The following is a 13,007-nucleotide window of genomic DNA, read 5'->3' on the forward strand; positions in this document are numbered from 1 at the left end:
AACGCCACAAGGAGTTTTCCATGACCGCTTCTTCCATCAGCCGTTCGCTGGACTGGATACCGCTGTGCCAGCGCAGTGACCTGGTGCCCTTCTCCGGTGTCGCCGCCTGGATCGACAGCGCCGAGGGCCCCGCCCAGGTGGCGCTGTTCTACCTGCCCGGGCATAGCCCGGAACTGTTCGCCATCGACCACCACGACCCCATCGCCAAGGCCAATGTGCTGGCCCGAGGCATCGTCGGCGACATCCAGGGAGAGCCAGTGGTGGCCTCTCCCCTGTACAAGCAGCACTTTCGCCTGAAAGACGGCAGTTGCGTGGAAGACGACAGCGTCTCGCTGCGTACCTGGGCGGTGGCCTTCGATCAGGACAGCGTGATGATCGCGCCCTGAGCGCTGCAGCATTCCGGCACGGGGCTTTCCACCGTCAAAGCTGGCAGGAACCGCCTTTTCGGGCGCGCTGACCTTCGCCGCCGACTCCCTGCTGACCGGCCTCGTGGTGACGGGCCTCGTGGTGACGGGAAAGTTGATCGAAGAGTTGACCTGATAGCGCAGCGTTGACACTTCGCCCTTGCAGCATTTTTGTCATCGTCCATGCTTGACTCAAGGGCACCGCTGGACCGAAACAGGGTCCAATGTAAAGAAGCGCCGTTGGCAGCACGTCTTGCGCCACAGCGGGACAAGCTGCAAGGAACGGCCAACCAGCCCAAGGGTTTGAGAACCGATTGAGAACCGGTTGAGAACCGTTTCATGGCCACAGGAGGAGCCTATCGTGTGCAATCCGACACCTTGGCGGCTGTCACATTCCTGACATCGCGCGCTGAGAGTGTCGACATCAAGGCGTCATGTTGACGCCCAAGGTGACAATCAGGAGAGCTGTGCCGATGGTACGCATCGACAAGAAGGCCACCCGACTGTACGTGCTGGACACCAACGTACTGATCCATGATCCCAGCGCCCTCTACCAGTTCGAAGAGCACGAAGTGGTTATCCCCATGACCGTGCTCGAGGAGCTCGACAAGCACAAGAATGGCATCCGCGAAATCGCCCGCACCGCCCGGCAAGTCAGCCGGACCCTCTCTGACCTGACCGCCAACGTCGACATCGACCAGATCCGCCAAGGAATTCCCATCACCCGCGTCAGCGGGCCAGATGGCCGACTACGACTGCTCTGCTACTCCGACCTCACCCTGCCCGACAACCTCGAAGACAGCCCCGACAATCGCCTGCTCGGCGAGACCTGCCGACTGCGTCAGGAACGCCCGGACGCCTCGGTGATCCTGGTCACCAAGGACATCAACCTGCGGGTCAAGGCCGCGGCCCTCGGCGTGCCGGTCGAGGACTACCTGACCGACCGCGCCTTCGATGACTCCGACGCCATGACCGACGGTGTCGCCGTGTATGAGGACGCCGGCCGTGGCCTATGGGACGCCATGGCGCTGGACGTCAAGGTCGAGCGCGACCATGACCGTGTCATCTATCGCCTGAGTGGTGAGATTCCTCAGCACTGGCACCTGGGCATGCTGGTGTCCGACGCCGACAGCGAGGCCAGCTTCGAGGCCATCGTGCGCGAACTCGCCCCCCACCAGGCCACCCTGGAGCTTCTGACCAACTATCGCCACGGCGCCAGCGTCTGGGGGGTACACGCCCACGACAGCCGGCAGAATTTCACCTTGAACCTGCTGATGGATGACGCCGTGGACCTGGTCACGGTGGCCGGCAGCGCCGGTACCGGCAAGACCTTCATGACCCTGGCCGCGGCCTTCCAGCAGACCTTGGACACCAAGCGTTTCGAACGAGTGGTGTTCACCCGGGCACCGATCTCGATGAGCGAGGACATCGGCTTTCTGCCCGGCACCGAAGAGGAAAAGATGTCGCCCTGGATGGGCGCCTTCCACGACAACATGGATAACCTGCTGCGCGACGAACATGACGGAAGTTCGACGTGGAACCAGGACGCCACGCGCCAGTTGCTGGGCTCACGCGTGCAGATCCGGGCACCGGGCTTCATGCGTGGGCGAACCCTCAACGACACCTTCCTGATCATCGACGAGGCCCAGAACTTTACGCCCAAGCAGCTGAAGAGCTTGATCACCCGAGCAGGACGCAATACCAAGATCGTCTGTCTGGGCAACGTTGGCCAGATCGACACCCCTTACCTCACCGCCAATACCTGCGGCATGGCCGCAGTGGTTCAGAACTTCAAGAACTGGCCCCATGCCGGCCACGTCACGTTAAAAAGCGTCGAGCGCTCGCGCCTGGCGCTGGCCGGCGAAGAGCTGCTGTAAGCGCCCCCGGCGAAACGAAAGCGCCCCCCAACGAAACCAAAGCGCCCCCGCCCGAAAAGGCGGGGGCGCTGGCGTCTAGACAGCCGACATGGCATGGCGGCGGTGGTACGCTCCCGACAACACCGTCACTACAGTACCGTCAAGAGCTGGCCACATGCCGGCCAGCTCTTCATAAGACACCTTGAAGAGCGTCGAGCGCTCGCGCCTGGCCCTGGCCGGCGAAGAGCTGTTGTAGCACCTCCCCCCAAACGAAACCAAAGCGCCCCCGCCCGAAAAGGCAGGGGCGCTGGCGTTCGGCCCGGAGCTGACACGTTCACTTGTCCCGGTTCATGGCCTTCTCGATCAGTTCCTCGGACTCGCTCTTGGGTGTCTTCTCGATCATCTCCTCCGCTTCGGCGTAAAGGCAGACGTAGGTCTGGCAGGAAGCGCAGTGCACCTTTTCATCGGGATTCTTGGTGCTGGGGACTCGCATGTTGTAGCTGCCGCAGTTCGGGCAGGGCTTGGGGATCCGCAGATCTTCGCTCAACGCCATCTCGATCTCCTTGTAGATGGTGGATGATGCCAGGGCCTTGCCCAACGCGAGGTTATCGCGTTCATACTCAGGAAGGAGGCCCTTCAATTGGTTGCGACCGGCACGCTTGGCATCGTAGAGCGCTCCGTCCACACGCCGCATGGCCATGTCGAGACTTTCGTCCTGCCCGACACAGATGGCTCCCATGCTCACCGTTACCTTGAGGGCACGACGGTCGACCTTCAAGGTCGATGCTTCCACGTTGCTTCGAAGACGCTCCAGTATGTCCCAGGCGTCTTCGGCATGAACGTCACCGAGCAGTACCAGAAATTCTTCGCCCCCGATACGCGCCAGCAGGTCATAGGGGCGCAGGCTCAGACGACAGGTATCGGCGAAAGCCTTCAGCACCATGTCCCCGGCGGCGTGGCCGTAGGCATCGTTCAGTGACTTGAAATGGTCAAGATCCAGCATCGCCAGCACCGCTGGCTCGCCACGGCGCCGCAATCGGGCGAGTACCCGCGCTCCTGCCTCGAGGAAGGCACGGCGATTCATCACGCCGGTGAGGACATCGGTGCTGACCAGCTTGGCGACACGCGACTCCGCCTGCTTGCGCTGGGTCACATCCAGCAGCAGGCCATCCCAGACCACGGTGCCGTCATCGAATCGCTGGGGCGTGCCCCTGGCCTCGAACCAGCGCTGACCTTCCGCGACGGTCTCCTGAGCATCACCCAGGGTGATGTCCAGGTGCCAGGGTGTAAGGCTGACCAGGGACTGGGCAAGCGCCAGCATAAACTGCTCACGCGCATCTTCGTCCAGCCTGGAAAGCACGACCTCGACGTCTTCCAGGGCGCTTTGACGAGAAAGCCCCGTCTGGGATTCGAAGCCAGGTCCCAGGTAGTCAAACGACAAGCCTCCCCCGGGCGACTGGCGCAGCCGGAACACCACTCCCGGGAGCCTCGCCATGCGGCTTTCAATGGTGCGGCTCAGTCGCTGAGCTGACGCCGCCTGCAGTTGCAGCCGGCTGACGTCGTGCTTCATCAGCATCCAGCGGGCAGCGCACCACGACACCGGGTGGATGCTGGTACCAAGGTGACGTAGACGACCAACCCCGTCACAGGCCACCACGCCTTCCCAGCTCCCGCCCCCCTCGCGACAACGCGCAAGGGCCAGCTCCAGTGTCTCAGCTGCCGTACTGCAATGAACATCGGTCAGGCGCAGCCCCCTGATGTCAGCCAGAGACTTGCCCAGTTCACTGCACTGACGAGCGTTCGCCCAGACGATGGTTCCTTCATGGTCCAGCAACAAGGCGGCCCCCGGCGCGGCGCCCAGCAGGGCCTCGGCCCCCGACTCCCCATCACTGACCGTCATGGTCTGTGGGGGTGTGCCACTCTCAGCCTTTGTCTTGTCGCGACGGAAAAACCTCCATACAGACATCACCCTGCATCCCGTAAGCTTTTTCTTAATTTTTTGTACGAAAAAAGCTTAGAAGAACCAGACTTCCTTCGCAGGATGAAAAGTCTCATGTTCGCAGGCTGAGCAAAGCAGCCTAAGGACTCACTGTCCCAGCAGCTCACTCATCCACTCGCCGATATCCCCGATCTGCTGCGGGCAGACCGCGTGAGCCATGGGATACTGACGATAGACGGTGTGATAGCCAAGCTCCTCCAGACGAGCGAAGGCGGCTCGGCCCAGGGATTCGGGTACCACCGGATCCATGCTGCCGTGATGGATTTCCACCCTCAGGTCGCGATTGGCCTCGTTCAGCTCGATCGAGTTCGCGGTGGCGAAGTAGGTGGACATCGCCAGCAGACCGCCCAGCGGCTTGTCAAAGCTGAAGGCGGCCTCGTAGGCAACGGCCCCACCCTGGGAAAACCCGGCCAGCAGGATACGTCGGCTGTCGATGCCGGCATCGATCTGGGACTGTATGACGCCCTTGATCCGCTCGGCCGACAGCCGCAGCTGCATCTCGTCCACCCGACGGTCCAGGCTCATCTCGAGAATGTCGTACCAGGCGGGCATGACCATGCCACCATTGATGGTGACCGGCAGGCGCGGTGCATGGGGCAGGATAAATCGGATCTGAGCGTAACCGGGCCTTGGCAGCATGGGCACCACCGGCTCGAAGTCACGTCCATCCGCTCCCAGGCCGTGAAGAATGATCATGCAGGCGTCCGCTTCGCCTCGGGGCTCGATGACCAGCTGGTCGTTGTCGCTCATGGGCAGATCTCAGTCTATGTTGCAAAGCACAACCTCCTAGCCTACCGCAATGCGCCAGAGGGGACGAGCCAAACAGGTGAAGTCACCCGGCTACCGAGAAGCACACAAGGGGTCTCAGGCTTAATCTGAAAAATCGACGAGCGAAGGTTAGACAAGGCAAAAATCGGTGAGACAGCGCAGTTTACGGGGTGTAAATGAGTATGTTGACCGGGCTGGCGCACCAGCCGATTTTTAACGCCGTATTACCGAGTGCAGGCACTTTTCAGACAAGCCTCAGAACGGCCAGAAAAAGGGTGTCAGCACCAGCACCACCACCGCGGTCAGCAGATTCAGGGGGCCGCCGAGCTTGAGGTAATCCTGAACCCGGTAGCCACCGGGGCCCATGACCATCAGATTGGTCTGATAGCCAATCGGGGTGAGAAAACTGGCCGATGCGGCAAACATCACCACGACCACGTAGGGCAAGGGATTGACGCCGAGACTCTCGGCCCCAGCCATGGCGATGGGGAAGGTAATGACCGCTGCGGCATTGTTGGTCACCAGCGAGGTCAGCAGCGCTACCACACAGTAGGTGCCCACCAGCAGCGCCCAGGGACTGTCGCCGACGACACTCAGCAGCCCACGGGCCACCACATCTGCTGCCCCGGACGTCTGCAGTGCGGCGCCCAGGCCAAAGGATGCGGCGATGGTCAGTAACACCTGGGTGTCCATGCCGCGACGGGCACTGCGGACGCTGACACAGCCGCTCAACAGGGCTGCCGTGGCGCCCAGCATGGCGGCGTTCATCATGCTCATCAGTCCGGTGGAGGCCAGCACCACCACCGTCGCCAGGATCGCCCAGGCGCGTAGCGCTCGATCGAAGGCTGGCCTGGCCTGACCATTGACCTGGCTGATCAACAGGAAGTCCTGAGACTGTCGATGACGTTCGATAAAGGCCGGGCGCGCCTCGAGCAACAGCACATCGGAGGGTTGCAGACGAATCTGTCCGAGGCTACCCGCCACCCTGCGCCCGCCACGACAGACCGCCAGCACAGCGGCGCCATAGAGCGTGCGAAAATGGCCGTCGCGAATCTTCTGCCCGATGAACTGGCACTGGTCGGAGACTACCGCTTCCACCAGGCGGCGCTCGCGAAACTCCTTCTCAAGATGCGACTCCCCCGGACGGGATGGCCTCAGACCGCGCATCTGCTGCAATTCCACGGCCCCCTCAGTGGTGCCGGCAAAGACCAGGTGATCCCCGCCCTTGAGACGTTCACCCGGCCCCACCACGCTGACCACATTGCCACCGCGTTCGATTTCCACCAGGAAGAGCCCGGAAAGATGCCGCAGCCCGGCCTCTTCGACGGTGCGGTCGACCAGCGGCCCCTGCGGATCCACTTCCATTTCGATGGTGAACTCGCGCAGGTTGGCGAAGGCCTCCTCGCTGCCGGGGCGCCTGGACAGCAGACGAGGCGTTACTACCAGCAGGTAGACGACCCCAACCAGCGCCATGGGCACGCCCACCCAGGCGATTTCGAACAGCCCCAGGTGGAGGTCCGGGAAGCGCTCCTGCATCAGCGAATGCACCACCAGATTGGTGCTGGTACCCATCAGGGTGACGGTGCCGCCGAGGATCGAAGCGAAGCTCAGCGGCATCAGCAACAACTGCGGGGCAATCGAGAAGCGACGCCCCCAGCTGATCACCGCAGGGATGAAGGTGGCCACCACCGGCGTGTTGTTGAGCAGCCCGCTGACGGCGGTGACGGGCCACACCAGGCGTGACAAGGCGTGACGTTCGCCGGAGGGGCGTCCCAGCACGTGACGAATGATCAGATCGATACCACCGGTATCACGCAGACTGGCGACCAGGATGTAGAGGAAGGCGACCGTGAACAGGCCACTGTTGGAAAAACCGCCCAACGCCTGCTCGGCGTCGATGACCCCAAGGCTCAGAAGCACCACAAGAGCCCCCATCAGCACCATGTCGGGGCCGAGACGGGTCAGCGCCATCAACGGGAAGACGGCACAGGCAACGGAAAGGGCGATCCAGGCATCCAGCGACATGAGGTGGCCTTGCTGAAGAGAATCAGCCTATTGTGCCTCCCTCACCTTATTCTAAATAGTTACAATGTATTATTTTTTTATCTCTTTCAGGCATATAAGGCCTTCACCCTATGCCACAGCGCCTTTGCGAGAGATTCACCCCGTTTGCGGGTGTCCTTTACCGGCCCCCACCCGGGGCGCAGAACGACACATCAGAAATGCAAAAAGGCCCGCCGTAGCGAGCCTTTTCCATGCATCAAGTGCGATGCATCATGCCGCCTGAGCGGCCATCAAGCGATCGACTTAGTCGATGACCTTGATGTTGGAAGCCTGGAGGCCTTTCTTGCCCTGAGTCACCTCGAAGGAGACCTTCTGGCCATCCTGCAGGGACTTGAAGCCGTCGGCTTGAATCTCGGAGAAGTGAGCGAACAGGTCGTCACCGTTGTCGTCCGGAGAGATGAAGCCGTAGCCCTTAGTGTCGTTGAACCACTTGACGGTACCAGTTGCCATGATCGAATCCTCGACTAGCGTATATACATTACCGGGAGATACCCGAGTTGCAGTGGGTAAAACAAGAAACCTTCCCCCGGAACATCGTCGCCAGGATGCTTCGATGACCTCTGAGACGTTCAACTTGCTAACCAACTGCGAGCAGCATGCGCCGTCTTGGCGCTCAGGTCAAACACTATTTGCACTTGGTTACGAGACGATGACGCTTTGCAGTCACCTGCTGCTGCACCTCACGACTGGCCGGCGGCCGCCTTGAGCACGGCCTCCCGCCTGAGCCATGCCTCCGCCTTTTGCTCCACTGTGCCTGGTCGTCACCCGGTGCCGCGTGCCCTATGCCGGTGACAGGTAATGTGCTTGCATGAGTAAAGAACACAAGAAAACCGTGACTCAGGGAGAACGACATGGCCTCGTACCTTTCACGCCACGCCTCGACCCGCTTCGGCGCCTACTACATCGCCGTCGCCGGCCTGATCGTCAGCCTGCTCGGGCTACTGGCGTCACTATGGTGGCTGACGGGGGTGCTGGCGTTTGGCGCGCTGACCGCGCTGGGCACCTATGACATCGTCCAGCGTCGCCGCACGGTCAGTCGCAACTACCCGATCCTGGCGCATATTCGCTACTTCCTGGAATCCATCGGGCCCGAGTTCCGCCAGTACTTCATTGAGGCGGACACCTTCGAGTCGCCCTTCTCCCGCGAGCAGCGCTCGCTGGTCTATCGACGGGCCAAGAGCACCATCGACAAGAAGCCCTTCGGCTCGCTCCGGGACATGAACGCCCCCGGCTACGAGTGGATGGGGCCATCACTGTCACCGGTGGAGATCACCGATCATGACTTCCGTGTGGTCGTCGGCGAGCATCGCGCCAAGCCCTACAAGGCCAGCGTGCTCAATATTTCCGCCATGAGCTTCGGTGCCCTGTCGCCCAATGCCATCAGCGCCCTCAACGAAGGTGCCAAGCTCGGGGGCTTCTACCACACCACCGGGGAAGGGGCGATATCGCCCTACCACCTGCGCGGCGGCGACCTGGTGTGGCAGATCGGTTCCGGCTACTTCGGCTGTCGTCGCGACGACGGTGGATTCGATCGCGACAAGTTCAAGGAGAATGCCCGTCGTGACGAAGTGAAGATGATCGAGATCAAGCTGTCCCAGGGCGCCAAGCCTGGCCATGGCGGCATCCTGCCGGGGGCCAAGGTGACCGCCGAGATAGCCTCGACCCGCGGCGTGCCCGAAGGCCAGGACGTACTTTCGCCGGCCAAGCACTCCGCCTTCTCCACCCCCTGCGAGATGATCCACTTCATCCAGGAGCTGCGCACCCTGTCCGGCGACAAACCGGTGGGCATCAAGCTGGCCCTGGGCCATCCCTGGGAATGGTTCGCCATGGTCAAGGCCATGCTGGAATGCGGCGACCGCCCCGACTATATCGTGGTCGACGGTGGCCAGGGCGGCACCGGCGCCGCACCGCTGGAATTCATCAACCGCCTCGGCATGCCGCTCAATGACGCCCTGATCCTGGTCCACAACACCCTGGTCGGCGCCGGACTGCGCGACGAGATTCGCATCGGCGCCAGCGGCAAGATCATCAGCGCCTTCGACATCGCCCGCACGCTGGCGCTGGGCGCCGACTGGGTCAACATGGCCCGTGGCTTCATGTTCTCGCTGGGCTGCATCCAGGCCCAGAGCTGCCACAACGACCAGTGCCCCAGCGGGGTCGCCACCCAGGACAAGGCCCGCGGCAACCGCCTGGACGTCGAGGACAAGTCGGTGCGGGTGAAGAACTTCCACGCCAATACCAAGTTCGCCCTGTGCGAGATGCTGGAGGCGGCTGGGCTGCATCACCCCAGCGAACTTGGCCCCGAACACATCATCAGGCGCCTCTCCAATGGCAAGGCGCTGCCCTACATCAGCCTGATCGACAGCCTGGCACCCAAGGAATTGCTGGAGGGCGGCGCCAAGAACCATCCGCTGTATCGTGAGTTCTGGGATCTGGCAGATGCGAACAGCTTCGATGCCCCCTGCGCCCTGCACAGTCTGCGACAGACCAAGCTTCTCTAGTCGCCGGCCATCCTCGCCCTCCCTGCCTCCAGGGGGGGCGGCCACCCCCCCTTCCCTTTCGGCTTGCCTTGCGCCTGCCTGACTTCATGCAGTGGTGTTGCTCAGCGATGATCGACGCAGTCCCCCACCTCTTCCAGTTGCATCGTGACATGCTCGATATCGAACCCTTGGGTCAGCACCTCCCGCACTGCCACCAGAGTTGTCTGGTGGTCTTCTCCCGAGCGCACGCCGACGTGCATCGACACCAGATGCCGTCCGGGTGTCAGCGACCAGGCGTGAACATGATGAACGTCGCATACCGCCGGTACCGTCTCGACGACGGCCCGCTTCATGGCATCGATGTCCAGGGATTCCGGAACGCCTTCCAGCAGGATGTGCCCACTCTGGCGCGTCAGTGTCCAGGCATTCCTGAGGATCAACAGCGCCACCAGCACCGACAGCAGCGGGTCGATCGGCGTCCATCCGGTCGCCATGATCACCAGCGAGGCAACGATCGCCGCAACGGAACCGAGCAGATCGCCCAGCACGTGCAGCGCAGCACCGCGAATATTCAGATTGTCGCGATCGCCGCCGTGAAGAATCACGAAGACCACGATATTGACCAGCAGTCCCGCCACCGCCACCGTCAGCATGACAGGCCCCAGCACCTCGACCGGACTCAGCAGGCGGCGGACCGCTTCGATCGAGATCCAGACCACGATGGCGATCAGGGTCAAGCCGTTGACGAAGGCGGCGAGGATCTGCACCCGGTCATAGCCAAAACTGCGGGCGTCGTCGGCAGGTCGCTTGCTGAGGCGGGCGGCAAACCAGGCCAATATCAGGGCAGCGCTGTCGGTGAGCATATGGCCTGCGTCGGCCAGCAGTGCCAGCGATCCGGAGACAACACCTCCGATCACCTCGGCCACCATGAAGGACGCGGTCAGCAGGATGCCCCAGGCCAGCCGACGCTGGCTGTCGGTGTGCACATGGCCGATGCCATGGCCATGGCGGTGCGCGTCATGGCCGAGCGGATCGTGCCGATGCTGGTCTCGCTCAGCGTGCTGGTGAGCAGAGCCGTCCGCTGGGGCGCTTTCGGTCGTTCGATGTTCATGAACCATGGGAGTCTCCCGGGAAGACGCGTTCCTCATCCTTGATGCTAGCATTTGTCAGGTGCTGACCTGGACCGGTCGCGCAGCCAGGGCAAGACCAGCGCTACCAGACCAGTCAGCGCAACGGCCACCTCGGGACAGTCGGCAAGGCATACGCCGACGCTCTGGCCTCCTTGCCGCTTACCGTTGATACTCTTGATGTATTCGCCATGCGCGAGGTCTCCCCCCGGAACGGGGCTTACCGACAGCGAACCGACACAGGACCGCCATGACCGACACCGGAACGTCTCCCGACGACCTTCCCGCTATCCTCGCCGGCCCCATCCTGCGACGCTTGAGTCCCGAACGTCTGCGCATCTGGCTGGTGGCGAGCCGTCCGCTCAGCTTGACCCTCGAGCTGTCACCCAGCGGCGAGTCACCGCGCCGACAGCCGCTTGGTGAGGACGATTACCGGCTGGTGCCACTGGGCCGCCATGCCCTGCTCTACCTGATCGATGCACCGCTGGATGAGCCTCTGCCCCAGGACACCCGGATCGACTACGACCTCAAGGTGACGGACGAGCGCGAAACCTCACTCGGCGAGCTGGCGCCCCATCTGTGCCATGAAGGGCACGAGACGCCGGCATTCGTGCTGGCATCGAGCCACCGACGCCTGCTGCATGGCTCCTGCCGTCGTCCTCACTACGATGGCCCGGACGGCCTGGCCCATCTGGACAGCTGGCTCGCCCAGCGTCTCGACTGTCCCGAACAGTGGCCGGCCTGGCTGTTGATGACCGGCGACCAGATCTACGCCGATGACGTCGCCGGCCCCTTGCTGGTGGCGATACACGCGCTGATCGAGCGCCTGGGGCTGTTCGACGAGACCCTCGAGGGCTCAACCATCGACGACAGCCAATCGCTCTACGCAAGCCCCTTCAGCTACTATCGACGCGAAGAGTTGCTGCCCGACGTCAAGAGCTCGGCTGCCCTCAAGGATCGCTTCTTCGGGGGCGTTCGCAAGCCGGTGTTCACGTCGGCCAGCGCCGCCAATCACCTGATGACCTTCGCCGAGATGGTGGCCATGTACCTGCTGGTCTGGTCGCCGACGCCGTGGCGCCTCATCGAGTGCCAGCCTCCTGCGCTTGAAGAAGAGCGACGAGAGACCTACGACGACCAGGCCCGGATCATCGACGACTTCGTCGCTACCCTGCCTGCCGCCGCCCGCGTCATGGCCCAGTTGCCGAGCCTGATGATCTTCGATGACCACGACGTCACCGACGACTGGAACCTTACCGCGCAGTGGGAAAGCACGGCTTACGGCCACCCCTTCTCCAAGCGCATCATCGGCAATGCCTTGCTGGCCTATCTGCTGTGCCAGGGCTGGGGCAACGCCCCCGAGCGGTTGAAGACACCGCTGGACGAAGCCCAGGCGCTGTTGAGCGACGCCAACGATAACCAAGGCTGGCTCGACAAGGATCAGCAGGATGCCTGTCTCGAGCGCCTCTTTCGCTTCGAGGGCTGGGAATTTCAGGTGGAGGGCAGTCCACGTCTGGTGGTGCTGGATACCCGCACCCGACGCTGGCGCAACGGGCGCAAGCCCGAACGGCCATCCGGCCTGATGGACTGGGAGGCGTTATCGGAATTTCAGCAGGAGTTGATCGACGCGCCGTCGGCGGTCATCGTCTCTCCGGCGCCGATGTTCGGGGTCAAGCTGATCGAGACCATCCAGAAATTGTTCATCCTGGCGGGCAAGCCGCTGCTGGTGGATGCCGAGAACTGGATGGCCCATCGTGGCGCCGCCAGCGTGATGCTCAACATCTTCCGCCACTCGCGGACCCCGGGGCACTACGTCATCCTGTCTGGCGACGTGCACTACTCCTTCGTCTACGACGTGCGTATCCGTCACCGGCACCAGGGCCCGATGATCTGGCAGATCACCTCCAGCGGTCTCAAGAACTGCTTTCCCGACACCCTGCTGGATACCTTCGACCGGCTCAATCGCTGGCTTTACTCGCCACGCTCGCCGCTCAACTGGTTCACCCAGCGCCGGCCCATGGCGGTGGAGCCCAGGGACCCGGACCGCGCCAAGGCCGGAGAACGCCTGTGGAACGGGCCCGGCATCGGCCTGGTCACCCTGGCCGAGGACGGCAGCCCCGAGGACATCCGTCAGCTCGACGCCCGCGGCATGGAGGTGGTGTTCCCACCGCCCGAGAAGGCGCCATAGCCCCGTCCTTGGCTCACTTGCGTTCGAGTGGTCCGTATCGCTGGCTTATGCGCCCGGTCGGCTTACTTGCGCTGGACCGCCTCGACCTTGCGTTCAGGTGGTCCATATCGCTGGCTTATGCGCC

General features: G+C 62.8%; 9 protein-coding genes. 4 read left to right on the forward strand and 5 right to left on the reverse strand.

The features are described from left to right. Positions 1 to 20 precede the first annotated feature (20 nt). A complete protein-coding gene (nirD, locus tag KUW00_RS12655; protein WP_222569207.1) occupies positions 21 to 386 on the forward strand; it encodes a nitrite reductase small subunit NirD in 366 nt (121 codons plus the stop codon). A gap of 491 nt (positions 387 to 877) precedes the next feature. Beyond that, entirely contained in the window at positions 878 to 2,281 is a 1,404-nt protein-coding gene (locus KUW00_RS12660) for a PhoH family protein (RefSeq protein WP_124802560.1), read from the forward strand. Between the two features lie 313 nt (positions 2,282 to 2,594). On the opposite strand, the gene KUW00_RS12665 is transcribed toward KUW00_RS12660, so the two are convergent. The 4 genes from KUW00_RS12665 to KUW00_RS12680 form a co-directional block, all read right to left on the reverse strand. Continuing rightward, positions 2,595 to 4,160, reverse strand: a complete 1,566-nt coding sequence (locus KUW00_RS12665; protein WP_222569208.1) for a sensor domain-containing diguanylate cyclase — start codon at positions 4,158 to 4,160, stop codon at positions 2,595 to 2,597. Between the two features lie 186 nt (positions 4,161 to 4,346). Further along, complete coding sequence (locus tag KUW00_RS12670; RefSeq protein ID WP_108131499.1) at positions 4,347 to 5,009, reverse strand: alpha/beta hydrolase; 663 nt, start codon at positions 5,007 to 5,009, stop codon at positions 4,347 to 4,349. Between the two features lie 273 nt (positions 5,010 to 5,282). Continuing rightward, a complete protein-coding gene (locus KUW00_RS12675; protein WP_222569209.1) occupies positions 5,283 to 7,052 on the reverse strand; it encodes an SLC13 family permease in 1,770 nt (589 codons plus the stop codon). 282 nt (positions 7,053 to 7,334) lie between these two features. Continuing rightward, on the reverse strand, positions 7,335 to 7,541 hold the full coding sequence (locus KUW00_RS12680; protein WP_045994373.1) for a cold-shock protein: 207 nt from the start codon (positions 7,539 to 7,541) through the stop codon (positions 7,335 to 7,337). Positions 7,542 to 7,942: 401 nt separating this feature from the next. On the opposite strand from KUW00_RS12680, the gene KUW00_RS12685 reads away from it, so the two are divergent. Beyond that, positions 7,943 to 9,592 carry an FMN-binding glutamate synthase family protein gene (locus tag KUW00_RS12685; RefSeq protein WP_108450109.1) on the forward strand — a complete coding sequence of 550 codons (1,650 nt, stop codon included), beginning with the start codon at positions 7,943 to 7,945 and terminating at the stop codon, positions 9,590 to 9,592. A 101-nt stretch (positions 9,593 to 9,693) separates the two neighbouring features. On the opposite strand, the gene KUW00_RS12690 is transcribed toward KUW00_RS12685, so the two are convergent. Then, on the reverse strand, positions 9,694 to 10,689 hold the full coding sequence (locus KUW00_RS12690; protein ID WP_222569210.1) for a cation diffusion facilitator family transporter: 996 nt from the start codon (positions 10,687 to 10,689) through the stop codon (positions 9,694 to 9,696). Positions 10,690 to 10,948: 259 nt separating this feature from the next. Here KUW00_RS12690 and KUW00_RS12695 point away from each other — a divergent pair, with 259 nt between their 5' ends. After that, positions 10,949 to 12,883, forward strand: coding sequence for an alkaline phosphatase D family protein (locus KUW00_RS12695; RefSeq protein WP_222569211.1), 1,935 nt, complete (start codon positions 10,949 to 10,951; stop codon positions 12,881 to 12,883). Positions 12,884 to 13,007: the final 124 nt, after the last annotated feature.

The organism is Halomonas sp. DP5N14-9 (assembly GCF_019802175.1).
In the GTDB taxonomy this organism is placed as follows: Bacteria; Pseudomonadota; Gammaproteobacteria; order Pseudomonadales; family Halomonadaceae; genus Halomonas; species Halomonas litopenaei.